Origin of the sequence: Agrobacterium sp. ST15.16.055, assembly GCF_027956555.1 — a bacterium.
GTDB classification, from domain to species: domain Bacteria; phylum Pseudomonadota; class Alphaproteobacteria; order Rhizobiales; family Rhizobiaceae; genus Agrobacterium; species Agrobacterium salinitolerans.
Window position 1 is genome coordinate 143,813 of record NZ_JAQKGN010000001.1, and the last position, 25,166, is coordinate 168,978.

The 25,166-nt window shown below is 60.0% G+C and carries 23 protein-coding genes and 1 tRNA gene; 9 read left to right on the forward strand and 15 right to left on the reverse strand.

Annotated elements, in window-relative coordinates; all coding sequences use genetic code 11:
• Positions 1 to 375: a MerR family transcriptional regulator gene (locus PL599_RS00730; protein ID WP_142912044.1), complete on the reverse strand. Its 375-nt coding sequence runs from the start codon at positions 373 to 375 to the stop codon at positions 1 to 3.
• Positions 376 to 455: 80 nt separating this feature from the next.
• Between PL599_RS00730 and PL599_RS00735 the strand changes: the two genes are divergently transcribed.
• Complete coding sequence (locus PL599_RS00735; protein WP_142912043.1) at positions 456 to 1,268, forward strand: aminotransferase class IV family protein; 813 nt, start codon at positions 456 to 458, stop codon at positions 1,266 to 1,268.
• Positions 1,269 to 1,275: 7 nt separating this feature from the next.
• Here PL599_RS00735 and PL599_RS00740 read toward each other — a convergent pair whose 3' ends face one another.
• The 3 genes from PL599_RS00740 to PL599_RS00750 form a co-directional block, all read right to left on the reverse strand.
• A complete protein-coding gene (locus PL599_RS00740; protein WP_269823471.1) occupies positions 1,276 to 2,067 on the reverse strand; it encodes a metallophosphoesterase family protein in 792 nt (263 codons plus the stop codon).
• Positions 2,068 to 2,187: 120 nt separating this feature from the next.
• Positions 2,188 to 2,793: a transglutaminase-like cysteine peptidase gene (locus tag PL599_RS00745; protein ID WP_269823472.1), complete on the reverse strand. Its 606-nt coding sequence runs from the start codon at positions 2,791 to 2,793 to the stop codon at positions 2,188 to 2,190.
• A gap of 146 nt (positions 2,794 to 2,939) precedes the next feature.
• Complete coding sequence (locus PL599_RS00750; RefSeq protein WP_077985324.1) at positions 2,940 to 3,239, reverse strand: hypothetical protein; 300 nt, start codon at positions 3,237 to 3,239, stop codon at positions 2,940 to 2,942.
• A 344-nt stretch (positions 3,240 to 3,583) separates the two neighbouring features.
• On the opposite strand from PL599_RS00750, the gene PL599_RS00755 reads away from it, so the two are divergent.
• Positions 3,584 to 4,141, forward strand: coding sequence for an HNH endonuclease (locus tag PL599_RS00755; RefSeq protein WP_003585610.1), 558 nt, complete (start codon positions 3,584 to 3,586; stop codon positions 4,139 to 4,141).
• A 30-nt stretch (positions 4,142 to 4,171) separates the two neighbouring features.
• On the opposite strand, the gene PL599_RS00760 is transcribed toward PL599_RS00755, so the two are convergent.
• The 5 genes from PL599_RS00760 to PL599_RS00780 all read right to left on the reverse strand — a co-directional run bounded on the left by PL599_RS00760 (position 4,172) and on the right by PL599_RS00780 (position 9,777).
• Complete coding sequence (locus tag PL599_RS00760) at positions 4,172 to 4,687, reverse strand: disulfide bond formation protein B (RefSeq protein WP_078053374.1); 516 nt, start codon at positions 4,685 to 4,687, stop codon at positions 4,172 to 4,174.
• Between the two features lie 336 nt (positions 4,688 to 5,023).
• Positions 5,024 to 6,565 carry a sugar ABC transporter ATP-binding protein gene (locus PL599_RS00765; RefSeq protein ID WP_269823473.1) on the reverse strand — a complete coding sequence of 514 codons (1,542 nt, stop codon included), beginning with the start codon at positions 6,563 to 6,565 and terminating at the stop codon, positions 5,024 to 5,026.
• Positions 6,566 to 6,569: 4 nt separating this feature from the next.
• The gene (locus PL599_RS00770; RefSeq protein ID WP_269823474.1) at positions 6,570 to 7,547 is read right to left on the reverse strand and encodes an ABC transporter permease; all 978 of its coding nucleotides are present in this window, start codon (positions 7,545 to 7,547) and stop codon (positions 6,570 to 6,572) included.
• A 10-nt stretch (positions 7,548 to 7,557) separates the two neighbouring features.
• Positions 7,558 to 8,598, reverse strand: a complete 1,041-nt coding sequence (locus PL599_RS00775) for an ABC transporter permease (RefSeq protein ID WP_269823475.1) — start codon at positions 8,596 to 8,598, stop codon at positions 7,558 to 7,560.
• 138 nt (positions 8,599 to 8,736) lie between these two features.
• The gene (locus PL599_RS00780) at positions 8,737 to 9,777 is read right to left on the reverse strand and encodes a sugar ABC transporter substrate-binding protein (protein ID WP_077985163.1); all 1,041 of its coding nucleotides are present in this window, start codon (positions 9,775 to 9,777) and stop codon (positions 8,737 to 8,739) included.
• A 154-nt stretch (positions 9,778 to 9,931) separates the two neighbouring features.
• On the opposite strand from PL599_RS00780, the gene PL599_RS00785 reads away from it, so the two are divergent.
• Genes PL599_RS00785 through PL599_RS00810 form a run of 6 tightly spaced genes read left to right on the forward strand, consistent with a single transcriptional unit; the run spans position 9,932 to position 15,986 of the window.
• Positions 9,932 to 10,681 carry a GntR family transcriptional regulator gene (locus tag PL599_RS00785; RefSeq protein WP_269823476.1) on the forward strand — a complete coding sequence of 250 codons (750 nt, stop codon included), beginning with the start codon at positions 9,932 to 9,934 and terminating at the stop codon, positions 10,679 to 10,681.
• A gap of 22 nt (positions 10,682 to 10,703) precedes the next feature.
• The gene (locus PL599_RS00790) at positions 10,704 to 11,444 is read left to right on the forward strand and encodes an SDR family NAD(P)-dependent oxidoreductase (protein WP_149742896.1); all 741 of its coding nucleotides are present in this window, start codon (positions 10,704 to 10,706) and stop codon (positions 11,442 to 11,444) included.
• Between the two features lie 18 nt (positions 11,445 to 11,462).
• The gene (locus PL599_RS00795; protein WP_269823477.1) at positions 11,463 to 12,935 is read left to right on the forward strand and encodes a mannitol dehydrogenase family protein; all 1,473 of its coding nucleotides are present in this window, start codon (positions 11,463 to 11,465) and stop codon (positions 12,933 to 12,935) included.
• Positions 12,936 to 12,938: 3 nt separating this feature from the next.
• A complete protein-coding gene (uxuA, locus tag PL599_RS00800; protein ID WP_269823478.1) occupies positions 12,939 to 14,132 on the forward strand; it encodes a mannonate dehydratase in 1,194 nt (397 codons plus the stop codon).
• Complete coding sequence (locus PL599_RS00805) at positions 14,129 to 15,118, forward strand: aldo/keto reductase (RefSeq protein ID WP_269823479.1); 990 nt, start codon at positions 14,129 to 14,131, stop codon at positions 15,116 to 15,118. The genes uxuA and PL599_RS00805 overlap by 4 nt, the downstream gene beginning before the upstream one ends.
• A 25-nt stretch (positions 15,119 to 15,143) precedes the next feature.
• Positions 15,144 to 15,986 (forward strand): amidohydrolase family protein, encoded by an 843-nt coding sequence (locus tag PL599_RS00810; RefSeq protein WP_269823480.1) that lies wholly within the window; start codon positions 15,144 to 15,146, stop codon positions 15,984 to 15,986.
• Between the two features lie 61 nt (positions 15,987 to 16,047).
• Here the strand turns inward: PL599_RS00810 and PL599_RS00815 are convergent.
• Positions 16,048 to 16,132 (reverse strand) — tRNA-Leu (locus tag PL599_RS00815).
• A 356-nt stretch (positions 16,133 to 16,488) separates the two neighbouring features.
• On the opposite strand from PL599_RS00815, the gene uppQ reads away from it, so the two are divergent.
• A complete protein-coding gene (uppQ, locus tag PL599_RS00820) occupies positions 16,489 to 17,142 on the forward strand; it encodes a polysaccharide biosynthesis GNAT family N-acetyltransferase UppQ (protein WP_269823481.1) in 654 nt (217 codons plus the stop codon).
• Between the two features lie 54 nt (positions 17,143 to 17,196).
• Here the strand turns inward: uppQ and PL599_RS00825 are convergent, their stop codons facing one another.
• The 5 genes from PL599_RS00825 to secA form a co-directional block, all read right to left on the reverse strand.
• Positions 17,197 to 18,468, reverse strand: a complete 1,272-nt coding sequence (locus tag PL599_RS00825; protein WP_269823482.1) for a GNAT family N-acetyltransferase — start codon at positions 18,466 to 18,468, stop codon at positions 17,197 to 17,199.
• An 8-nt stretch (positions 18,469 to 18,476) separates the two neighbouring features.
• Entirely contained in the window at positions 18,477 to 19,892 is a 1,416-nt protein-coding gene (uppV, locus tag PL599_RS00830; protein ID WP_142912030.1) for a Wzx-type polysaccharide biosynthesis protein UppV, read from the reverse strand.
• Between the two features lie 57 nt (positions 19,893 to 19,949).
• On the reverse strand, positions 19,950 to 21,152 hold the full coding sequence (gene mdoC, locus PL599_RS00835; RefSeq protein ID WP_269823483.1) for a glucans biosynthesis protein MdoC: 1,203 nt from the start codon (positions 21,150 to 21,152) through the stop codon (positions 19,950 to 19,952).
• An 81-nt stretch (positions 21,153 to 21,233) separates the two neighbouring features.
• Positions 21,234 to 22,127, reverse strand: a complete 894-nt coding sequence (locus PL599_RS00840; protein ID WP_137411494.1) for a DMT family transporter — start codon at positions 22,125 to 22,127, stop codon at positions 21,234 to 21,236.
• A gap of 135 nt (positions 22,128 to 22,262) precedes the next feature.
• A complete protein-coding gene (gene secA / locus PL599_RS00845; protein ID WP_173990916.1) occupies positions 22,263 to 24,971 on the reverse strand; it encodes a preprotein translocase subunit SecA in 2,709 nt (902 codons plus the stop codon).
• Between the last annotated feature and the right edge of the window lie 195 nt (positions 24,972 to 25,166).

Below are 25,166 nucleotides of genomic sequence, written 5' to 3' on the forward strand. Positions count from 1 at the left end.
TTACCGGCGGCCTGAAGCCGGAGTGGATTTTTCGAAGGTTGCCAGAATGTCTGTGAGCAGCTTCCGGCTCCTGGAAAGTCCGTTCATCTGTTCTTCAACCCTGCCGATCTGCATCCGCAGCTTCGATTTCAATTCGTCGCATGGCTGGAAGGCTTGCCGCTGATCAAGGGAGCAGGGCAGGAACTCCCTGACATTGGCGAGGGTCATGCCGGCATTGCCGAGCAGAAGGATGCGCTCGACGGTATCGACGTCGGCGACACTGTAGTCGCGATATCCGGCCTTCGTGCGGCTGGGCGTGAGAAGGCCTTCGGCCTCGTAATAGCGGAGCATTCTAATGCTCACACCTGTTTTCAGGGAGAGTTCGCCGATCTTCATTTCCAGCCCTTGACTCTGACAGCGCTGTCAGACTGTAGGGAAGACGCTCCAAGATGTAAACACGCTTCAGGAGCTTGAAAATGACTGGAAAATCCCGCTTTCGTACCGAACTCGATGGCCGGACGGCGACCGCACAAGACTTATCACCTCTGGCCTTCGCAGGTTTTGCGCATTTCACCGCCATGCAGGTGCGGGACGGCGCCGCGCGCGGGCTGGATTTGCATCTCGCCCGACTGAAATCGGCGTCGCAAGAGTTTTTCGGCAGAGCCCTGCCGGATGATCTGGTGCGCGACCGGTTGCGGACAGCGATCCATGCAGGCCCGCCGGCCCTGTCGCTGACGGCTACCCTGTTTTCGCGCAGTGGGGAATTCACTCGGACGGGAGCAGAGAACGACCCCGCCATTCTCGTTCGCACAACGCCTGCCTTTGATGATCCGAAACAATCCCTGCGTCTGGCACTCGTCAACCATGAACGCCCCTTCGCAACGATCAAACATGTGGGTGAAGCATCAAAAACCTATTTCCTTCGCAAGGCCGTCGAGGGTGGATATGACGATGCGGCCTTTGTTGACGCGCGGGGATATCTGAGCGAAGCAACCATCTGGAATCTGGCCTTTTGGGATGGCGAGGCGGTGGTCTGGCCAAGGGCCGCCTTCCTTGCTGGTATCACGATGAGCATCATTCGCCGCCAGCTCGACGCGCTCGGCATCGCTCAGCGCGAGCAACTGATCCGTCCCGCCAATCTCAGCGATATCAAAGGCGCGGTCGTGATGAATTCCTTGACACCCGGTATTCCGGTTGAAGCTCTAGGGTCGCATTGCGTGCCCTTGGCGCCTTCTTTCGTGAAAATGCTCCACCAGGCCTACGAGCGCGAGCCGCTGGTGAAAATCTGACCGAGGCTTAGCCGATCAGGTGCAGGCCCGCATCCGAGAGCCTGAGAATGGTGAGCCTGCCCGTGGTGTAAGCGCCGGTGTCGATGCCGATGCGCTGCGGGCCGGTCTCCGGTTGCTCCACCGGTGTGTGTCCATGGACGACGAGGAGGTCGAGTCCGGCTCCCTGTGAGAGGAAAGGCTCACGGATCCAGAGCATGTCCTCATCGGTCTGCGCATCAAGCGGCAATCCCGGTCTCAAGCCGGCATGCACGAAGATATAGGAGCCGATGCGGGCATAGACGGGCAGGCTGGATAAAAGCTGGCGATGCGGCTGCGGGATCGCGCCGAGCAGCGCATCCCTGAAAGGCTGTAGCCTGAGACGGCCTTTATTCATGAAATAGTCGATATCGACCCCGTAGGACAGAAGTGTCTGGCGGCCGCCGAAGTCCAGCCAGTGCATATTCTGCTGCGGATTTTCGAGAAAATCATGGAAGAGCTGCTCATGGTTGCCGCAAAGCGCAATACGGCGCAGCGGCGCGGGCGGGGGCTGCAGCAAATGTTCGAGAACGCCACGGGAGTCCCGTCCGCGATCGACATAGTCGCCGAGGAGAACGACCAGCGCGGGTGCGGGCTCGGGTCCCAGATCGGCGAGGATTTTCCGCTCCGCCTGCAAAAGCAGATCGAGGCAGCCGTGCACGTCGCCAATGGCGTAAATAGGGAAGGTGGCCGGCTTGTCGCCAAGGTCTATTCTACGCCGCCTCCGGTCGTCGCGGGGGGCTGGTTGCTTACGACCGCGAATCCAGTTGAATACCTTGGGCATAGCTGCCGATACTGTCTCTGCCGCACAAGGTCAAGGGCGTTGGAAACGGCTGTCGCATCCTGCGTCAAAGCCCGTGTCGAAGCCCCCACGAATGAAGCCCACGAGTGCAGGACTGACGGTCTAGAGTTTCAGCCAGATGCGCGGGTTCTCATGCGACTGGATCTTGATCCATTTCAGATCGACGGCTTTCCAAGGCTTGACGACATTGGTGCGGTTATCAAGCACCAGATCGCCCTGGCTGGTGCTGACGACCAGGACGGCATGGCCAATGCCATCCGTCGTGCGCGCCGTTGCGATGCGCAACGCGCCTGAGGGCCAGCCGGCGCGCAGGAGGCGTTGCCGCTTGGTCACCGCGAAATCTTCACAGTCGCCGCTTGCCGGGTTCAGTTTCCAGTCGTCTTCGCCGTCCTGTTCGCTGGCATAGATTATCGACGTGTTGATCTCGGCGTTGATGCGCTGGAGTTCCGCGCGCTTCTGTTTGCTCAGTTCCACCATATCGCGGTCGCCGATCCGGAGGCACTGGTCGGCGGCGCTCTCGCAGAATTTCGCAAAGGCAATGGGCGCGATGGTCGGGCGGCTCGTGGTCATGAACTGGCCAGGCCGCGATGCGCCGGGTTTCTGGGTGAGGCCGCCGAGCTGGACGGCCGATGCCGTTGTCGCAATACTTGCCGCCACACAGGCAGCGACGGCAAAGATCTTTGCCAGACGGATTGTTTTCTTCGCCATGTCCTTGCCCCTGCACAATTGTCGTCTCTTATGCCTGGCACCATAGCGACCCATTCTTGCGGGCCGTTTAAGTCGATAGATTGCATTTTAACGAAATCTAATTTTGTTGCAGCGTGCTAGAAACAGTCGGAAAATTGGGCTCGCGCTCACCTGCAGCGGGTTCTACCCTCGGTGTCGATGATACAGGTTTGCTGCGGGACAGCGCGCCTGAGTTCACGCCGTGTATCGGGGGAGGCGCGGTTTACCGGCGGCCGGTCGTAATTTCGGTAAATTTCGAAATTGCGCCCGCCGATCGTTCCCTGCGCTCCGCCGCGGCCATCCGGCGTCACTTCGTAATTCTGGTACTGCTGGGCATGGGCGCACGCGAAGAGACCGATCACGGCGACGAGCACGCCGGCCGCGAGGCTGCCCCGCAATGCTGCCGCTTGCCGCCTGCCCAACCTCATGACCGTTCCTCCATTGACGAAATGACGGACGCCGCCGCACATTTGCCATGCCGGGCGCGCATTGATGTTCCATTGGTCCGTCGGGGGTAATCATATCACCGATAGTGCGTCCGGTGTGAGAAGGATTTGTGTCTGGCAAAGGCCCGAATCGCCTCCCTGCCGCATCGGCCCGCGGTGTCCCTGGCCAGGAGGCTCCACCGTGCCGCTTGATCGTCAGGAATGCGAAAAACGCCATTTCAGGGCTCAAAAATTAAGCTCTTCGCCGCTGCATTTATAGGCTTCACAATCCTGTAACAACGGACCTAATATACAAGTGCAGATGCCGAATCGCTCAGGAGAAGCCCTTGACGATTGCAGTTTCACCACAGGCCCTGCCGGCGCTCGTTCTGAACGCAGACTACAGGCCACTGAGTTATTATCCCTTGTCGTTATGGTCCTGGCAGGACGCGATCAAGGCCGTCTTTCTAGACCGTGTGAACATCATTGCAGAATATGATCATGCGGTGTCGTCCCCCAGCTTTTCCATGCGGCTGCCGAGCGTCGTCAGCCTCAAGACCTATGTGCAGCCCACCCGCAACCCCGCTTTTACACGCTTCAATGTTTTCCTTCGGGACAAGTTCGAATGCCAGTATTGCGGCACGCGGGACGAATTGACCTTCGACCACGTCATTCCCCGCGCGCATGGCGGTGAAACGACGTGGCACAATGTCGTGGCGGCGTGCTCTCCCTGCAACCTTAAAAAAGGCAGCAAGCTTCCCAAGCAGGCGGGCATGTTCCCGGCGCAGAAGCCTTTCCAGCCCACGGTTCAGGATTTGCACAATAACGGGCGGCTGTTCCCGCCCAATTATCTGCACGAAAGCTGGATGGACTATCTTTACTGGGATACCGAGCTGCAGCCCTGATCTTTTAAGGACTGCAACGCGGTTTTCCGTTTACCGGCTTTTACGGCTCGCGCCAAAAAAGGCGACTGCCGCAAGTGCAACGCTTGCGATGACATTCCAGCCCGCAAAAGAAAGGCCGAGCACCCGCAAGGCGGCGTCGTTGCAGGAAGGCGCCTTGATGGCGTTCAGATTGCCCAGCAAATCGCCGGCATTGGTGGTGATGGAAGGCGCCCCGGTGGCGCAGGTGATCGGTCCTTCCCAGAAACCCCATTCCACACCGGCGTGATAAACGCCGAGCCCGGCGCCGATCAGCATCGCCACACCGATAAGGGCAAGCAGCAACCGGGTGATCTGAACCGGCAATTTGAAGACGCTGGTCGCAATGGCCAAGATACCCAGCGGAATGGCGTAATAATAGGGATCGCGCTGCAGCAGGCAAAGCGCGCAGGGCGTATAACCGCCAATATGCTGAAAACCGAGGGCGGAGCCGACGGTGAAGATCATTCCCGCCGTGACGCCGAGAGCGGCGAGCGTGCGGCTGTTGTCGGCGGTGGTCGCATTGGCCATGTTGTTTTCCTCGAACTTCGAAAAGAAGCAGATATCCCGGACGGGCTTTCAAAAAGGCGGGCGTGATGGCGAAATTAAGTCGCCGGTTTCCACGGTGTAACGGGATTCGTCTAATCCAGTCCGCTGCGTCTGGCAAATGAAAGCCCGGCACTATTGGCGGGATGAACAAGCAAAGTTTTGTGAGGGTTGCGATCGCGGCTGTCATGACGGCGCCTTTTCAAGGGCTTCGTAAAGCGATCGAGGTCCGCGTCGTTACACAAAGCGGGCGCGCACCGCAGCCGCCCCCTTTCCGGGAGGCTGAAACAAAGGGCCGACCGTAAGTCTTCGGCGAAGCGTCTATGCCGTGAGGAGGCCGGCCTCGCTCTCCTGCGGATGGTGAATGTGTGCCATGATGTGCTGGCTCATATCGGCATAGATGCCGTTGTTTTCGACGATGCCCTTCACCCTGTAACGGTCCATCACGACGATGCGATCCGCCAGTGCCACCATTTCCGGCATGTCGCTGGTAATGATGAGAATGGCGGTGCCGCTATCTGCCAGCTCGCGCAGCAGATCATGCAGATAGGCCTTGGTCTTGATGTCGATACCAACGGAGGGTTCATCGACGATCAGCAGTTTGACATCGGCGGCGAGCCATTTGGCGACACTGATTTTTTGCTGGTTGCCGCCCGATAGATTGCCGACCGTCTGGCTGAGGCTTGGGGTCTTTACTTCGAGCTTTTTAAGGAAAGGCGTCACCGCCGCGCGGATGCGCCCATCCGAAAGCACGCCGAACGCATTCGCGAGCTTGCGCCAGATGGGAACGCCCGCATTGGCAAGAACGGAGTGCTGGAGAATGAGGCCATCGCCCTTGCGGTCTTCGCTGACATAACCGACGCCATAGTCGTGGATCGCTTCGGCAACGGAGCGGATGCGTGCCGACCGGCCCGAAAGACGCAGGTCGCCGGCCGTGACCGCGAACTTACCCATGATCGATTTTGCAAGTTCAGTGCGACCGGCGCCGACCAGCCCGTAAAGGCCGACGATCTCGCCCTTGCGCACGGACAGGCTGACATCGCGGTGACCGATCGCGGTCGATACACCCTCAAGTTCCAGCACCATCGGATGGTGTTCGACCGTGCGTTTGCGCCAGCCGCCGCCGCTTTCGGCGCGCCCGATCATCAGGCGCACGAGATCCTGACGTCCAAGCCCTTCCATCGAGCGGCTTTCGCAGGCGTTTTCACCATCCCGCAGAACCGTCACCCGGTCGCAGATGTCGAGAACCTCCTCCAGCTTGTGGCTGACGAAGACGAGGCTTGCGCCATCGTCGCGCAGGCGGCGCAGAATGCGGAAGAGGTTGTCCGTTTCGCTCGGCGTCAGCGATGTCGTCGGCTCATCGAGGAGGAGCACACGGCTTTGTAGTGAAAGCGCCTTGGCGATTTCCACCAGCTGCATCTGCGCAACGGAAAGCTCGGATACCGGTGTTGCCGGATCGATTTCCAGATTGAGTGCCTCAAGCCAGCGGCGCGCGTCGCGGTTCAACGCGGCGTAGTCGATGGGTTTGAGATAATGCGCGCCAAGCTTTTCCATGTGGATATTTTCGGCAATCGAGAAGCGCGGAATGAGGTTGCGTTCCTGATGGACGACACCGATGCCGCGGGCAATCGCCTCGCGCGGATTACCGAAGCGCACTTCCTGCCCATCAACGAGAATCTGGCCGCTGCTTTGATGATGGACGCCGGTGATGACCTTGATCAGGGTCGATTTGCCGGCGCCGTTCTCCCCAAGCAGGGCATGGATCGAGCCGGGCTGCAGCGAAAGATTGACGCCTTTGAGGGCTCTGACGCCGGGAAAGACTTTTTCGACGTTTCGCGCCTGAAAAACGGGTTGTTTGTCCATGATGTCAGGCCTTCCCTGTCTTTTTGCCGAGATGCGTTTCGCGCAGGCGGTTGATGCCGACGGCGGCGAGGATCATCGCGCCCAGCACCACCTGCACGAGGAACGGATCGATGGAGAACAACACCAGTGCCTGCGTGATGATGGCGACGATGACGACGCCGAGCAGGGTCGCCCCGACGCTGACATGCCCGCCGGCCAGCACGGCGCCGCCGATGACGGGGGCGGCAAAGGACAGGATGAGCCAGTCGTCACCGATGGAAGGCTGGCCGATCTGCAGACGGGAAACGAGCAGGATGCCTGCAACCGATGCCAGAAAGCCGGAAATGCCATGTGCCACGATCACCGTCATGCGCACCGAAATGCCGGAAAGCTCCGCCGCATGGCTGTTGCCACCGATGGCGAGGATGAAACGGCCTATCGGCTGGCGGCGCAGCATGAACCACAGGGCGAATGCGATGGCGATGGTCGGGACTGCGAGCCACGGAATAGGCCCGGCAATGAGGGCCGAACCGAAGTCTTTCACCGAGTCGGGTATGCCGTAGAATGGCTCCGCCCGTGTGATTCCGAGGTTGATGCCTTTGTAGATCGACAGTGTCGCCAATGTGATGACAAAGGCGGAAATGCCGGTAATGGCAATCAGCAGGCCGTTGAGCATGCCGCAGACAATACCGATCAGCACGGCGGCAATGGCAGCCACCGGTGCCGGAAGCCCCCAGACCTGCATCAGTCCTGCAAAGGAGATTGCCGCGAGGCCGCCGATCGCGCCGACGGAGAGGTTCATCTGGCCGATGGCGATGATGATCATCTGTGAAAAGGCGATGAGCGCATTGACCGAGATGGCCAGAAGCAGGATCTGGATGTTGAAGGAAGACAGGAAGTTGGGGCTGAAGCCGCGGATCAGCACAATTGCCAGCACCGTGACAAGCAGGGGGCCGAACCAGTCGGTTCTGGCAAGGCGTAGAAGGGTGTTGTCGGTCGTCATCGTCCAGTCCTCAAGCCAGATTGCGCCGGGCGAGATAGCTTCGCCGCGCCTTGTCCATCAAAACCGCCAGCAACAGCAGCAGGCCAAGAAATGTCTGGACCCAGAATTCACCGAGCTGGAGCAGCAGCAGGCCGCTGGTCAGCATGGTGACCAAAAGTGCGCCGAGACAGGTGCCTAGAACCGAAACCTTGCCGCCCTGCAACAGCGTGCCACCGAGGACGGGCCCCAGGAAGGCTGGCAACAGCCAGTCCTGCCCGAGTTGGCCGGCCATGGAAGGAATGGCCGCACCCGTGCGGGTTACCAGCATCAGGGCAGCAAGTGAGGCAAGCAGGCCCGACAGCATATGGCACGCAATGAATATGCGGTCGACGCGGATGCCGGAAAGTTCCGCCGCTTCCGGGCGTGCGCCTGCCGCCAGCATTTCGCGACCAAGAACGGTGCGCCGGTAGAGAAAGGACAGGGCGAGGGCCGTTGCGAGCGTGACGAGAAGCAGCGGCGAGAAATAGGTCGCGAGCTTCATCTTTCCGAAGGCTGCGAAGATCGGCGGCAGGCCGCGATAGGCCTCGGCCCGCGTCAGGAAGATCATCACCCCGAAAAAGATGCTCATGGTGGCAAGCGTGATGATGAAGCTGTGCAGCCCCGTGCGAATGACGGTCCAGCCATTCACAAAACCGAGCGCTGCACCTGTGGCGAGACCGCCAATGACAGCGAGCGGCCATGGCACGCCAAGCACTTCGATGAGATAACCGCAGGCCATGGCTGCCGAGACGCCGATCGCTCCAACGGCAAGATTGAGGCCGCCGGTCACGATCACCGCCATCATAGACAGGCCGATCATGATGTTGATTGCGGCACTGCGTCCGAGCGTGAACAGGTTGAAAGGCGACAGGAAGCCGCTGGCCGCCACGCCAAAAATGATGGCGAAAACGACGATCAGCAGAATGAGGCCGAATTCATTGGTGAGGAAAAAACGGCTTTGCGAAATGCTCGAGCGCATGCGTTCCTCTGTCTCCTGCACGCCTTTTGTAAGCAAACTATCGTTCACGGTCATGAAAATGTTCCGGTATTTGTTTGGCCCGCAGACCTCGGCGGTCCGCCTTGACATTGCGCTGCCGCCGGAGCGGGCTTTCGACGACGCGGGATTGCCGGGCGTGATCGCGGCCCGCCCGGCAGGTGTTAAAAAGCCTGATTATTTGCAGCTCAGATACGTCGCATCGAAGTTCGCAAGCAGCTTTTTGGTCTCGGCGCGCATGGCATCGACATAGTTATCGACCTTGCTGGCATCGACATAGGCGGTGCCGGAATCGATGAACTTGGTCGTCAGTGCGTTGGACTTGAACGGCGCGTCCGCCTTCACCTTGCAGCCGGACTGCAATTTGCTCAAAGCGAAGGAGCCGACATAACCCTGGCCATAGGGGTTCTGCAGCATCGTGCCATCAACGAAACCATCCTTGATCGCTTTCAGCACCACTTCGTCGTGGTCGATGCCTACCATGTGGATGCGCTTGTCGCCGATCTTGCGCAGGGCGTTGGAAGCAACGACCGCCGGAACCCAGGCCGTGGTGACGATGCCATCCACTTCCGAGGCATGGGCGGCGAGGTAAGCGTTGATCTTTTCCTCGGCCGGTTCCGGCGCGTCGATATCGGCGATGACCTGAACGACCTCGGCGCCGCCTTCGTCAGCCGCCTTCTTCACGGCATCGATACGAAGCTGGGTGTTGGGGTCAACAAGGAAGCCGGTGAAATGGGCGATGCGTTTTTTGCCCGTTCCCATTGCCTTGATGAGTTCCTTGGTGCCGAGATAGGCCGAATTGCCGGTATCGGTGCCGAGGCAGAAGGCCGCAGGCGAAGGGTCCTTGAAGCAGCCGGCGCCGGCAATCACGTTTGCGCCGTTGCCGGTCAGTTCCTCGGCTGTGGAGACCGCGCCGACGGGATCGCCGGGGAAAATCAGGAAGCCGTTATACCCCTGGCTCAGAAGGCTTTCTAGAAGCTGGTTCTGCTGTGCCAGTTCCCATTTCTGCGGCACCTTATAGTCGGCGCCCGCCAGACCGAAGTCCTTGGCGGCGTCCTTGCCGGCCTGCTCCCAGGCAGCGAAATAAGGGTGCGGACCGCCTGGAACGAGGGCGACCTTGCTGGCGTCCGCCGCCTGCGCAACACCGCAGGCTCCAGCGCCGATGATTGCGGCAGCGACGAGGCTGCGCATGAAATGCGTCATGTTTTTCTCCTCCATGAAACGGCCTGTTTCTTTAAAAAAAAGCGACTGGAACCCCCCTTAATCGCTTTTTCTCCCAACAGCCGACTTGCGTAAGCACTATGGACACTAGTATACTTGTATCCAAGTTGCAATCAGATTTTCACGGCGGCCTTTCAAAAGGGGAGCGTTCATGACGAAAAACACCAATGCCGGCTTTGCCGGACGCGGCGGCCATCAGGAGGCCTCAGGCCCTGGAATCGAGAGCGTGGAGCTTGTGGTCAACCGCTATGGATCCGTGGCCGATCAGGTTCATGCGGCCCTGCGTCAGGCCATTGTCGAAGTGCGGCTGGCGCCCGGTGCGCCAATCAGCGAGAACTCCATCTGCCGTCAGTTTTCCGTGTCGCGCACACCGGTGCGCGCCGCCATCCAGCGCCTGTCTGAAGAGGGGCTTGTGGATGTCTATCCCCAGCTCGGCAGCTTCGTCGCACCGATCAGGCTCGGTGAAATCCAGGACAGCCATTTTATCCGCCGTTCGCTGGAAGTGGCGCTGCTGCGCGAAGTTGCGCCGAAATGGACGAAAGAGATGAGCCGCACGATGCGGGATGTCATCGCCGAGCAGGAAAGGGTCATCGCCGCCAACGACGCCAACGGCTTTTTCCACGCCGACGAGGCGTTTCACCGGCTGCTCGGCACATTCTCCGGCCGCGAGGGCGTCTGGCAGGCAATCCTTGCCGCCAAGGTGACGCTGTCGCGGTTCCATCGCTACTGGGCGAAACCGGAGCGCCTGCCCGCCGTGATCGAGGAGCACCTGGCGGTCGTCGACGCCCTCGATCAGGGCGATGCCGACGCCGCGGAAAAGGCGCTGGTGACGCATCTGGATATGGTTTTCGTGATCTACGAACAGCTGCCCGAAGAAGAGCGCAAGCATTTGTCCATTTGATAGTGGACGTGGAGGAGACGGAATGGAACTGAAACACAAGACCGCGCTCGTGACGGGCGCGTGCGGCGGCATCGGCCGCGCCGTAGTCGCGGCGCTGGTGGCGCAAGGGGCAAGGGTGCTCGCCTTCGATCGCGATATCGAGGCTGTTACAGCGCTCGCGGAGGGGTTTGGCAACGCCTGTGATCCCATTGCCGTCGATCTCGGCGATGCGGCGGCACTACAGGCCGTCATGAAAGATGTCGCAAATCGTTTCGAGGTCATCGATATTCTCGTCAACAATGCCGGCGTACTGTCGCCGCACAAACTGGCCGCGACCACGCTTGACGAATGGCACAAGTTGATGGCCGTCAATCTTGATGCCGCCCTGCTGCTGACGCAGGCCGTCGTTCCCGCCATGAAGGAAAACCGCTGGGGGCGGCTGATCAACATTTCCTCTTACGCCTGGAAATCCGGCGGCCTGACGGCGGGCACGGCCTATTCGGTGTCGAAATCGGCAATGGTCGGCCTCACCTACTCGTCCGCTCGCGAGCTTGCCCCTTTCGGCGTTACCGCCAATGCAGTCGCGCCGGCCTATGTGGTTTCGCCGATGATCATGGAGCAATTATCGGAGGAAGACCGCCAGCGCCAGCTCGCAGCCATTCCCGTCGGGCGTTTCTGCCAGCCGGAAGAGGTGGCGCATGCCGTGCGTTTCCTTGCCTCGCCGCTGTCCGGCTTCATGACAGGCACCGTCGTCGACATGAATGGCGGCCTGCAATTCGGCTGAGATACGGAGAAAACAAACGTGACCAATCGTCTTTCTTCCCTTGCACTGTCCCATCTGCCGCAAGACGTGCTCGTGCCAGCTTATGACCGCAAAGCGGTCACACCGGGCATCGTGCATCTCGGCGTCGGCGCCTTTCACCGCGCCCATCAGGCCGTGTTCATCGATGATTGTCTCGCGCGTGGCGAAACCGGCTGGGGCATTGTTGCTGCCTCGCTGCGCAGCCCCGATACGCGCGATGCCATCGCGCCACAGGACAATCTCTATACATTCTGCCTGCGTGACGGTGAGAACGAGACGTTGCGGATTGTCGGTTCCATCCTCGAGACCATCGTCGCCCCTGAAGATCCGGAGCGGCTGCTGCAAGCCATGACCGATCCGCGTGTCAGGATCGTCACTTTGACGGTGACGGAAAAGGGTTACCTCGCCGATTTGTCGGCGGGCGCGCTTCTTCGTGACCATCCCGATGTCGTTCATGATCTGGCGCATCCACAAAAGCCGCGCTCCGCGCTCGGTTTTCTGCTGGAAGCAACAAGACGCCGGAGGGCCGCGGGGGCTGTGCCGCTGACTTTGCTCTCCTGCGACAATCTTCCGTCCAACGGACGCATCCTGCACCGTCTTCTGGTGGAGATGGCTGGTATCACCGACGAGGATCTCGCTGCGTTCATCGCAGAAAATCTTTCCTGCCCCTGCGTCATGGTGGACCGCATCGTGCCCGCCACCACGGCTACCGACCGTGAGCGTGTGACGGCGCGTCTCGGCTGCGAGGATGCCTGGCCGGTAATTGCGGAACCCTACTTCCGCTGGGTAATCGAGGATCGCTTTCCGCACGGTCGCCCTGGCATCGAGCTGTCAGGTGCCGAAATCGTTGAAGAGGTCGAGCCCTATGAGCATATGAAGCTCAGGATGCTGAATGGCGCTCACACCGCCATGGCGGCCATCGGTCAGTGCAGCGGGCTTGAGACGATCGCCGATATCTATGCCGATCCGCGGGCGCGCGGGTACATCGATCATTACTGGCGGGAGGTCGGATCGACCTTGAGCCCGGCCGTCAGCGGTCCGGACTATGTTGCCGGTCTGCGCCAGCGTTTCGCCAACCCCGCCCTTCGTCATCGCGCCGCCCAGATCGCCTCTGACGCTTCACAGAAAGTGCCGCAACGCATTCTCGCGCCGCTTGCGGAACTGCGTGCCGCAGGCGCGCCGAATACAGCCGCTCTTTTTGCGGTTGCGATGTGGATACGGTCCTGCGCAGCGCTGAACGAGAAGGGAGAGGCAATTGTCATGGCCGATCCGGCCTTTGCGGAGTGGGGTGCGCCTACCGGGAGCGGCGAGGAGCCGGATGCGGTCATCGACCGGTTTTTAACATTTCGTCGCGTCTTCGGGCCTGAATGGCAGGCGGACGAGGCGTTCGTTACGGCGCTTCTAGCCGCCTATCGCGACATCGTCGAATACGGGGCGCTTGGCGCCATCGAACGGCATTTTTCGGAGGAATAGACTATGAAGGAAACCTGGCGGTGGTTCGGTGAATCGGACCCCATCACCTTGGAGCATGTGCGGCAGACGGGTGCGAGCGGCGTTGTAACGGCGCTGCACCAGATTCCCGACGGCACCGCGTGGCCGGCGGAAGAGATCGCCAAACGCAAGGCGATGATCGAGGCGGCCGGTCTGGAATGGAGTGTCTGCGAATCCATTCCCATGGAACAGTCCGTTAAGCGTGGTGATGCCGATGCCCCGAAGGCGATTGCGCGCTGGAAGGATACGCTCGCCCGTCTCGGCCGCGCTGGCGTTCCCGTCGTTTGCTACAATTTCATGCCTGTCGTGGACTGGACGCGCACGAACCTGCGCTGGCAGGCACGTAATACCGGATTGGCGCTGCGCTTCGAAATGGCGGATTTCGTCGCTTATGACGTCTTCATCCTGAAGCGTGTTCGTGCGGCGGAAAATTACGATCCTGCGCTGGTTGCACGGGCCGAAGCGCGTTTTGCGCACATGAGCGAAGATGACCAGGCTCTTCTGGAACGCAACATCATAGCCGGTCTGCCAGGCGGCGCGCTGGTGCAGACGCGCCAGTCCATCGCCGCGCTGATTGCATCGTTCGATGGTATCGACAGCACGACCATGCAGAGCAATCTTCTCGCCTTTCTGCGGGAAGTCGTGCCGGTTGCGGAAGAAGTGGGCGTGCATCTCGGCATCCACCCTGACGATCCTCCATTCTCGCTGTTCGGCCTGCCGCGCGTGGTCTCGACACCTGCCGATATCCGCACCATCCTCTCGGCCGTTGAAAGCCCGAACAACGGCATTACCCTTTGCACCGGCTCCTACGGCGCGCGCAGTGACAACGACCTCGTGGCAATGGCACAGGAGTTCGCGTCCCGCGTCAATTTCGCCCATCTTCGGAATGTGACCGTTGAAGCGGATGGTTCCTTCTCTGAGGACGATCATCTTGATGGCGGAACCGACATGATCGGCGTCATCGAGGCATTGTTGCGCGAGGAGCTGGCCGCCGCCAAGGCTGGCCGCCGCACCAATATTCCAATGCGACCTGACCACGGCCATCTGCTGGGTGATGACATCACCAAAAAGACCAACCCCGGCTATTCCTATATCGGCCGCATGAAGGGTCTCGGCGAACTCCGTGGCGTCATCCGCACCGTCGAGCGCCAGCTTCGCCGAGAGGAGGGGGCCGCATGAAAACCCGCAAACTTGGCCGCACGGCGCTGTCGCTGAGCGAGCTTTCCTTCGGCGCTGCCGGTATCGGCAATCTCTACCGCAACGTCAGCCGCGAGGATGCGATGGCGACGCTGCAAGCCGCCTGGGACGCCGGTATCCGTTATTTCGATACCGCACCTTATTACGGGCAGGGCCTCTCCGAACGACGCGTCGGGGATTTTCTTCAGGGCAAACCACGCGACGAATTCGTGCTGTCCACCAAGGTCGGGCGGATCCTGAAACCGGCCGAAGCGGGCGTGACACCGGATTACGGTTTTGTCGACGCGCTGCCTTTCGTGGTGGAATACGACTACAGCTATGACGGCATCATGCGCTCGCATGAGCAGAGCCTTGCCCGGCTTGGTCTCGGTTCGGTGGATATTCTCTATGTCCACGATCTGGAGGAGACCACGCTTGGAGAGGAAGCCTATCGCCATCATTTCGGAATATTCACCGAAAGCGGCATCGAGGCGCTGCACGAGTTGAAGGCGAAAGGCCGGATCGGCGCGTTCGGCCTTGGCGTGAACGAGGTTCCGGCCTGTCTGAACCTCATGGAGATAGACGAGATCGACTGCATCCTTCTGGCGGGCCGTTATACGTTGCTCGACCGGTCGGCGGCGGCGCGGCTGCTTGGGCGTTGCGCGGAAACCGGCACCGCGCTTGTGATCGGTGGTGTCTTCAACTCGGGCATTCTTGCAACCGGTGCTAGGCCGGGCGCGACCTTCAATTACAATGAAGCCGCGCCTGAAGTCATGGAGCGGGTGCGCGCCATGGAAGATCACGCCGCCAGCCACGGCGTCGCGCTCGCAGCGGCCGCTTTGCATTTTCCGCTGCAAAACGCCGATGTCGCCAGCGTGCTGATCGGCACGGCAAAACCGGACAGCCTCCGGCGCAATCTATCTATTTTCGAAACGGCCGTGCCGGACGCCGCCTGGGCGGGTTTTGACGCGCTCGCTCTTGACGATTGACTGGCACGACAGGGAGGAGGACGCCATGGACCTCATTGATACCCACCAGCATCTGATCTTGCGGGGCAAACTCGGTTATGCCTGGACGCGCGGCGAGCCGAGCCTTGCGGGAAGCTTCACCCGGGCGGACTATGCAGCTCTTGTCGAGGGCAGCGGTGTCGTCGGCACGATCTTCATGGAAACCGGGGTCGATGACAGTGATTATCGGGCGGAAGCCCGGCTTGTGGCCGGCATGGTTGGGGAAGGGACCTTGCCGATGTTCGGCCAGATCGCCAGCTGCCGGCCGGAAACGGATCAGGGGTTCGATGCCTGGCTGGAGGAATGCCGCGACCTCAAAGTGGTCGGGTTCCGCCGTATCCTCCAGGTCATGCCCGACGATACCAGCCGTGCGGAAAACTATCGCCGAAATGTGCGCAAGATCGGCAAGGCCGGATGGCCGGTCGATCTGTGTTTTCATTCCCGTCAGCTTGCCATTGCCGCCGAACTTGTCCGGGCCTGCCCCAATGTCCGTTTCATGCTCGACCATTGCGGCACGCCTGATATCGCCGGAAACGATTTTTCTGCCTGGAGCGAGCGCATGGCCGATCTGGCCCGCCTGCCCAATCTCTCCGTCAAGCTTTCGGGTGTCACCGCCTATTGTGCGCCGGGGCAAACGACGCTGGAAAACGTGAGACCTTACGTGGAAACCGTGTTGACGCTGTTCGGCCCCCAAAGAATGGTCTGGGGCGGCGACTGGCCGGTGGTCGATCTCGGTTCCGGCCTGCCGGAGTGGATTGCCATGACGAGAGCGCTTCTGTCGGCGCTTTCACCGGATGAGCAGGCAGCGATCGGCCATGGCAATGCCAGACGTTTTTATCTGGCGGCATAGCATGATCCTTGACCAGATAAGGTCTCGTTCATGCCGATAATGTCGTTCAAATCATAAGAGGTGGTGCGGGTGGTCGGGGTCGAACCGACACTCCTTGCGGAACCGGATTTTGAGTCCGGCGCGTCTACCAATTCCACCACACCCGCATTTCGATGCCGATTGTGTTTCAGGTCACTGAGGCAATGTCACGGCGTCTATCACGGGCGAGACCTTGCGTGCAAGCCCAAAAGCAGGAAATTTGCCTTTACGAAAGGCTATCCCAGTGCGCGGTGGCGTAGGGCGAAAATCACGAGCCGACATTTAAAAAATCGGCGAAATTGCTGCGGCGCAGGCATTTCAATCAGTCGCGCCTGTTTCAAAACAATACACCTGGGGTTGAATTATTCGGATAATTTTAGATATCTCTAATAAAATAGCATATACGCAATTACTAATTGAAACTATGATGCCGATGTGGAGTTTCCACGCGGGGCGGGAGTAGCCAACTCATAGGGAGGAAATTATGAGGGCTCTTTCTCGCAATTTGTTACTGTCTGCCTGCTTGATCCTACCGGTCAACGCCCATGCGCTGGATATCGGGATCGGCGGAGAGAACGGGGTGAATGCTAGCGTGGGTAGCAATGATAGCGGTGGTCTCGGTGTCGGTGCTTCCGTTGGCGGCAGTGGCGGGGTTAATGCCGGTGCTGATATCGGCGGCCGCAGCGGCGGCGGGCTGGGTGCGGATGTCAACGCTTCGGTCGGTGGCAGCAATGGGGTCAATGCGGATGTCAACGCATCCGTCGGCGGTTCCAGCGGGGTCAATGCCGGCGTGAATGCCTCCGTTGGCGGTTCCAACGGTGTCAACGCAAATGTCGGAGCCAATGTGGGCGGATCAAGCGGGCTCGGTGTCGATGTCGGGCTGGGCATTGGCGGCTCAGGTTCGCCCGGTAACCCTGGCAATCCGGGGAACCCGGGAAATCCTGGCAATATCGGAAATCCGAACAATCCCGGCCGGCCGATGACGCCTCGCGCCATGCGTCAGGTCATCCAGTCCTATAACGACATGTCGCGCACGGAGCAGATAAAGCTTGCCCGCCGGTGCGTCGATATTCTGGGTGGCGGATACGATGCCGCTTTGACGCAATTGTGCAAGATGATCAGGACGGCCTCGCGCTAAGACGGGTCCCATCCGCGTCCTGAAATCCGAAGGGCGCTGCCAGCGCCCTTCGGATCAATTGCCCTTGCGTCCGAAGGACAGGATTTTCTGCCGCAGGCTGCGGGCGAGGTTGCGGGTATTGCGGTACATGTCCACCTGGGTGGAAACCTGCCGCACGTCCCGGTCGCTATTCTGGGCAAGCCCGACAACCAGCGTGCCCATTTCCTGCCGTTCCTGCCAGAAGCGGCTCATGATCGGATGATCGGGCACGGCGCAGCTGTCGCTGCGCAGAATATTGGCGTCATCCAGATGCCAGTCGGTCAGTTTCTGCACCAGCAGCTTGCCGGGAGAAAATTGCGCATAGTTTTCGTCGAAAGCGGTCTTCCACGTATAGGCTTCGCCGGCTGCGATGAAGACGACCATGGAAGCAATCGCGCTGCCGTTGAGATCGATGGTGTGGATACGCACCGCATCCGCTTCGGCCAGATTGGTGATCGCCTCGCGGGCGAAGGCGGCGCGATAACGGTCGTTGACCAGCGCGGTGCGCTTGCGGCCTTTCCAGCCGCTCGCCTCCAGCGCCAGAAACTCCTCCATGCGGTAGCGCACGTCCGCTGGCTGCCGGGTAACGGTATAGGAGAGGGCCCCAAATTTTTCGAGCTGACGCCATTGCCTGTTCATTTCGCGCAAATGGTGCGGCGCAAGGGCGTTTCGCAGATACGCCTTGCCGTCGAGAAGGCTTTCCAGCATCGGCCGGTAATAATTGCCCGTCGTCGTCACCGGCAGGTTGCGGCTGAGCGCGATGGCTTTGAACATTCGGGCAAACGGCCCTTCCAGCCGGACATCCGGCAGAACCAGAACATTCGGCAGACGCATGTTGCTGTCGGACAGCGCATCGAAAAGATTGTCGAGGGTTTCGGCAGCACCTTCGGTGTCGACCAGCGGCGTGCCGAGCGGCCCGAATGGATTGGCCCAGACGCGAATGATGGAGGGACCGATGGAAAAACCCGGCTTTTCCACGGTAAAGGGCATCAGGAAGCGCATGCGGCTTCTGGCGCCGTTCTCGTCGCGGATGAGGGCGAAACGCACGGACTTGTCTTCGATGCGCGGCATGGCGGGTGCGAGAAGCCTTCCGGTGAAGAAGACATTCGCCTCCATGACGCGATTGGACAGAAAGTCGAGTTCTTCCTGCATGTCATAACCGAGCTGACCCGGATAGATACAGAATTCCCGGCCATCGCGGCCCACGCGTCGGCTGCTGTCGGCCACGGGACGGTCACGCTCCGCAGACGCCATCAGCGCCGCGATGCGCGGATCCTGAAAATCCGGATTCTTTGGATCGCTGGACATGCTTATCGTTACACCGCCTTCCCAGTGTTTTGACCCGCCCGGGGATCGTTGAAGGCAAAAAGGACGATCCCGAGTGTGCGGCGAATGGCAATATGCAATAGCACAGCTTCTATGCACATGGCTATCGCCACCGCTGCCGCGGCCCCTGCCAGACCATAGACCGGAATGAGCGCCATGTTGAGTGCAATGTTGCAACCAAAGATGATAATATAAAGCGCGACGCACAATTTTTGTTTGCCGGCCATGTTCAGCAATGTTTCTCCCGGGCCGATCAGCGCCTTGGCGAGGAAGCCTGCGAAAAGGAAGAACATCAACTCATAGCCCTGAACGAAGCCGGGGCCGAACAGCGACAGCAGGAACGGGCCGGCCAGGAGCACCACGCTGCCGACGGCGAGCGACGGCCAGAAAGCCCAGCGCGCGGCCTGGCTGGCGAAACCGGCAAGCCCCTGCCTGTCATTGGCCGACATCAGGGCGGCCAGGCGCGGGGCGGCGGCCGCCTGCACCGAGAAAAACACAAATTGCATCAGCACGATGGTCTTGGCCGCGGCAAAATAAATGCCGACCTGATCCGGCGGCAGGTAAAGGCCGACGATCACCACATCGGAATTGGTCATCAAAAAACCGATGCCGTCGATCAGGAACATCGGGAAGGCGAAGCTTATCCAACGGCGGAAATGCACCTTGCGGGCCGTGCTGCGGAAATGCCGGTTGAGCCGGCGGTTCATGAAGACGAAATGGAAAAGCGTGGTGACATAGGTGGCAAGAAGCGCCGTGAGCATGGCTGTCGTTGCGGTTTTTCCCGCGCCAAGACCGATTGCCGCCAGCATGAACAGCAGGATAAGCACCGGGCGAACGATGTAGGTGGGGCTGAGAGCGGAGACCGCCCAGCCATTTGCGCGCGCCGTGCCGTTCAGCACATCGCCCAACGCCACCATGGGCAGGGTGAAAAGCGCCAGCGACATGGGAATGAGATAGTAGGAAGCGATGCGCTCGCCGAAGAAATACAGGAAAACGAAGCCGAAGATCGCAAGCGCGCTGGCCGAAAGCATGGCGAAGACACGCGCCGTCGAGGTCAGTCCCATGATCTTGTCGTGGGCGTCCTCCAGACGATAGCCGGGTAAAAAGCGTATGACCGTGGTGTGAAAACCGAGACATGAAAGATTGCCGAACAGGATCACCAGTACCCAGACAAATGCGAACAGGCCGTATTCGAATTCGCCCATCAGGCGGGCAAGAATGATCTGGGAAATGAAGGCGATGCCGGCGCTGACGATACGCACCGCAAACGCAACGAGCGCCATACGCTGCGCACGGGAGAGTTCATCTCCGCCGGAAAGAAGAACGGCGACTTTCTTTACCAGCGGCGAAAGCTTCGCGCGCAGGTCTGCGGGTAGGGCTTTTTCCGCCGTGTTGAGGATAGCCATGATCCACACGCCATCATTTCCAGTTGAATAGGCAGGCCGATCATACCCGCTCCATCCTTAACGAAGGGTTTGGGACGCGCCGGCCCGTGTGCCAATATCGTCCATCACGCGTGGCTTGCGGATGCCGTTGAACAGGAAAAGGGCGAGCGGGCTGCAACGTATCGCCTGATGCAGCATATAGGCCACCGCCGTGGTGGCCGCGACGATGATGGTGAATTCCAGGATGGGCGGCAGCGCAATGAGGATGAACAGCGTTCCGAAGGCGTAGATGAGCGGATGGTGAAACAGGTAGATAGTGAAGGATGCATCCGTCATGCCTCTGGCAATCCGGTTCGGCCTGTCGAAATAGCGGCAGGCGAGATCGATCAACAGACGGCTTGTCGCCACCGCCGCAACTGCCGACACCAGCACCAGCAGCGCCGAATTCGAAAAGGGATGTTGCAGGCGCAAGGTCACCGCCGTCGCGATGGCGCCCGCCGCGACGATGCCGGTGGGAAGACCCGTCTGGCGAAAGCGGTGAAAGAGGGCGCGGTCACGCTGCAGAAGCGCGCCGATGAGGAAAAATGGCATGTAACGCGCATAGGGGTCGGAGGCGCGTTCATAAAGAAGAAAAAGGGGGCTTCCGCTCTTTGCCGCAAGCAGGCCGGATCCGTAGATCGTCAATTCCCATAAAACAGGCAGGATGCACAGCGCCGCAAAAAACAGGGCGGCATGCCGCTGGCGCAGGCTGCCGAACCAGTGTCTGATATGTGCCAATGGCGGACGTTCCGCGAGAAACAGCAGGCCGGCAAGCAGGATCGAATAGAAGATAAGGGCCGGCAGGAACCAAAGATGCATGATCCATTCTTCGCTCGGACGCAGCAGGCCGGGTAGGCTTTCAAGCAGCCGGTCGGCCGGGATGTCGCCTTTGGCGACGCCGGCCAGTTGCAGCAGGAAAAGCTGTGATGGCCCGAGCAGAAGGACCGCCACGACAAAGGGCACGCCGAGACGCAGGAAACGTTGCCTCAGCCAGCGCATCTTGCCCTTCTTGCCGATGACCATGGTGGAGAAATAGCCGGCAACCAGAAAGAATGACGGCATACGGAAGGTGACGAGCGCAGCACCCAGCGCGCTCAGAAGCGGGCTGGTGTCGAAATCCTTGATGTCCCATGGCAGAGCATGGCTGTAGAGAAGGGAGGCGTGATAAGGGATGCCGAGCAGCATGAGGAGGGCCCTTAGCGGGTCCCAGTAATGCTCGTAATCTGATTTGCCCGGTTGCATTTTCCCCTCGCGCCGTAAGCGCGATCCCGTTTGATCAGCAATGACCAGCACGACTATTGGTGGAAAACGCTAACAAACCCTTCACGCCCCGGAGGGTGTGGGCGGAGCCTTTTTCCTGGGCAGGAGATCGAGAACCAGGGCACAGCCTAAGATGATGATGCCGGCGCCGAAAAGCTGGGGAAGCGAAAGCGGTTCATCCAGCACCAGTGCGCCGATGAGAACCGCCACGACGGTCACGGCGAATTCCACGCTGATCGCCCTGGTTGCACCGATCGAGGAGACAAGCCTGAAATAGGTGATGTAGGTAAGTCCGCTCATGACAACCGCCTGTATGAGCAGATAACCGTAATCGATGAAGCGCGGCGCTCCAGGCAGGGGCACGGCCAGAAGAAGCGGTAAAGTCATCAGCCCGCCCGTGAGGAAGGAGCCGATGGTGATTTCCCACGAACCCACGCCCTTGAGATGGCGGCTGGCATAGTTGCTGCCATAGGCGGCGCAGATGCAGGCGGCAACGCAGGCGGCGCAGCCGATGAAGAAGCTGGTTGTGACGGGAACCGCGGGAAAGCCGACGAGCAGGATAATGCCGCCGAAGCCGATGACGAGACCGGCAAAGCCCCGCTGCGTCAGACGCTCAAGACCCCATAGCTGTGAGATGAGCATTGAAAAGAGCGGGATGGTGGCCACCAATATGGCCGCCATGGCGGTACCGACCAGCGGCGTCGCATAGGAAAGGCCGATCAACTGTCCCGCGACGGTTGTTGCGCCGACAACGGCAAAGGCGCGCCAGCTGGCGGAAAATGCAAGCTTTCGGCGGGCCGTAATCGCGATCAGAAACAGGGCGACGGCGGTGACAAGCGAGCGAAGCGTAACCGCGCCGATCCAGCCGAAGGCCTCCACGACATGCAAAAGCAGCAGGAAAGACATTCCCCACGCGAGTGCGAGAAAAACATAAGACGCAAAGTCGCGAGGAGCCATGAAAGCGTTTTCCGAAAGACGATGAGGCTCCCATATTGGAAATTGCCGATATCCGTCAACAGCGATCAAGTGGCGCAACGAAAATCGCCCGCAACCGAAGGTGCGGGCGATTTCGTTTGACTGTCGGGAACTGCTTCAGGCCTGTTCGTAAACGCCGTGGCAGTGCTTGTATTTCTTGCCGGAGCCACAGGGGCACATTTCGTTGCGGCCGATACGGCCCCAGGTGGCCGGGTTTTCCGGATCGCGATCCCCCGCCGGCACGAAAGCGGCCTGCGCGCTCTGTGCCATTTCATCTTCACCCGTGAGAGGGTCAAGATGATGCGCCGTCATTTCCGGCAGCTCGGGCTGCTGCGGTTCCTGCTGCACGAGTTCAACGCGCATCAGCTGGGCGGTGACGGCCTCGCGCAGATTGGCGAGCAGGGCCTGGAACAATTCGAAGGCTTCCGCCTTGTATTCCTGCAGCGGGTCGCGCTGTGCATAACCGCGGAAGCCGACGACAGAGCGCAGATGGTCGAGATTGACGATATGTTCGCGCCACAGATGGTCGATCGTCTGGAGAATGACCGAACGTTCCACATAGGTCATGATCTCGGGGCCGAAACGTTCCGCGCGCTCGGCGGCGTATTTGTCGGCGGCCTCGGTGACGCGCTGGAGAATATCGTCCTCGGCGATGCCTTCTTCCTTCGCCCATTCCTCCACCGGCAGGTCGAGATTGAGGAACTGCGCGACACCGGCCTTCAGGCCTGCAATATCCCACTGTTCGGCATAGGCATTTTCCGGAATATGCTTGGTGACGAGCGTTTCGATCACTTCGTGGCGCATATCGGCTGCGGTTTCGCCGATATTGTCTGCTTCCATCAGTTCGAGACGCTGCTCGAAGATCACCTTTCGCTGATCGTTCAGCACATCGTCATATTTCAGAAGGTTCTTGCGGGTCTCGAAGTTGCGGGCCTCGACCTTCTTCTGGGCGCGTTCCAGCGCCTTGTTGATCCACGGATGGACGATTGCCTCGCCTTCCTTGAGGCCGAGCTTCTGCAGCATCGAGTCCATGCGCTCGGAACCGAAGATGCGCATCAGGTCATCCTGAAGCGACAGGTAGAATTTCGAGCGGCCCGGGTCGCCCTGACGGCCGGAACGGCCACGCAGCTGGTTGTCGATACGGCGGCTTTCGTGGCGCTCGGTGGCGATGACGTAAAGACCGCCGGCGGCCAGCGCCTTTTCCTTCAGCACCTTGATTTCGGCGCGGATAGCCTCTTCCTTCGCGTCACGCTCAGGGCTGGACTCCATGCCTTCCAGCTCGCGCTCGAGGCGCATGTCGACGTTGCCGCCGAGCTGGATGTCGGTACCGCGACCAGCCATGTTGGTGGCGATGGTAACTGCGCCCGGAACGCCGGCCTGCGAAACGATATAGGCTTCCTGCTCGTGGTAACGGGCGTTCAGAACCTGGAAATCGGTAAAGCCGGACTGACGCAGCATATGGGCCAGAAGCTCGGATTTCTCGATCGACGTCGTACCCACCAGAACCGGTTGACCGCGCTCATGCGCCGCCTTGATCTCGGTGATGATCGCCTGGAACTTCTCCTCGCCGGTGCGATAGACCTCGTCGTCCTCATCGATGCGCTGGATCGGCAGGTTGGTCGGCACTTCGATGACGTCGAGACCGTAGATATTGCCGAATTCTTCCGCTTCCGTCGATGCCGTACCGGTCATGCCGGCGAGCTTGGAGTACATACGGAAATAGTTCTGGAAGGTGACAGAAGACAGCGTCTGGTTTTCCGGCTGGATCTGCACCTTTTCCTTGGCTTCGAGAGCCTGATGCTGACCTTCGGAATAACGGCGGCCCGGCATCATACGGCCGGTGAACTCGTCGATGATGACGATTTCGTCGTTACGGACGATATAGTCCTTGTCGCGGGTGAAGAGCTTGTGCGCCTTCAGCGCATTGTTGATGTGATGGACGATGGCGACGTTTTCGACGTCGTAAAGCGATTCGCCCTTCAGGAGGCCCGCCTGCCGCAGCAGGTTCTCGAGCTTTTCGGTGCCGTCTTCGGAGAAGTTGGCCGAGCGCTGCTTTTCATCGATTTCGTAATCTTCCGGCGTCAACAGCGGAATGAAGGCGTCGATGGTGTTGTAAAGGTCGGAACGGTCGTCCAGCGGGCCGGAAATGATGAGCGGCGTGCGCGCCTCGTCGACCAGGATCGAGTCGACTTCGTCGACGATCGCGTAGTTGTGGCCGCGCTGAACCATCTGGGCGCGGTCATACTTCATGTTGTCGCGCAGATAGTCGAAGCCAAGTTCGTTATTCGTGGCGTAGGTGATGTCGCAGGCATAGGCCTCGCGGCGCTGGTCGTCGTCCAGCCCGTGGACGATGACGCCGGTCGTCAGGCCGAGGAAACCGTAGAGCCTGCTCATCGTGGCCGCGTCGCGCTTGGCGAGATAGTCGTTGACGGTGACGACATGCACGCCCTTGCCGGCGAGCGCGTTGAGATAGACCGCAAGGGTCGCCACCAGCGTCTTGCCTTCACCGGTCTTCATTTCGGCGATAGCGCCTCCATGCAAAATCATGCCGCCGGTCAGCTGCACGTCGAAGGGGCGCATATGCAGAACGCGGCGCGATGCTTCGCGGGCAACGGCGAAAGCCGGGATCAGCAGGTCGTCCAGCGTCTTGCCATCGGCAAGCTGCTGGCGGAATTCCGCCGTCTTGGCCGCCAGCGCTTCATCGGAGAGCGCCTTGGTGGCCTCTTCCAGCGCATTGATGGCTGCGATCTTGCTTTTATAGGAGCGGACGCGGCGGTCATTTGCCGAACCGAACAACTTGCGGGCTATTCCGCCGAGACTGACCATATTACTGGCCCTTTCTGAAATTCCGTTTTGCCGGGCGCTTTTCTCCGTCACGCCGATTTCAGCATAAATGACGGACTTCGCCCTTCAACGTATCTGGACGCGAGGTTGCGTGACAGATAAGAGGGGGGGCAAATGATGTCAACGGTTCTGCCCGTTACAGAATGGCCACAATCCGGTGTTTGGAAGTTTTTTCAG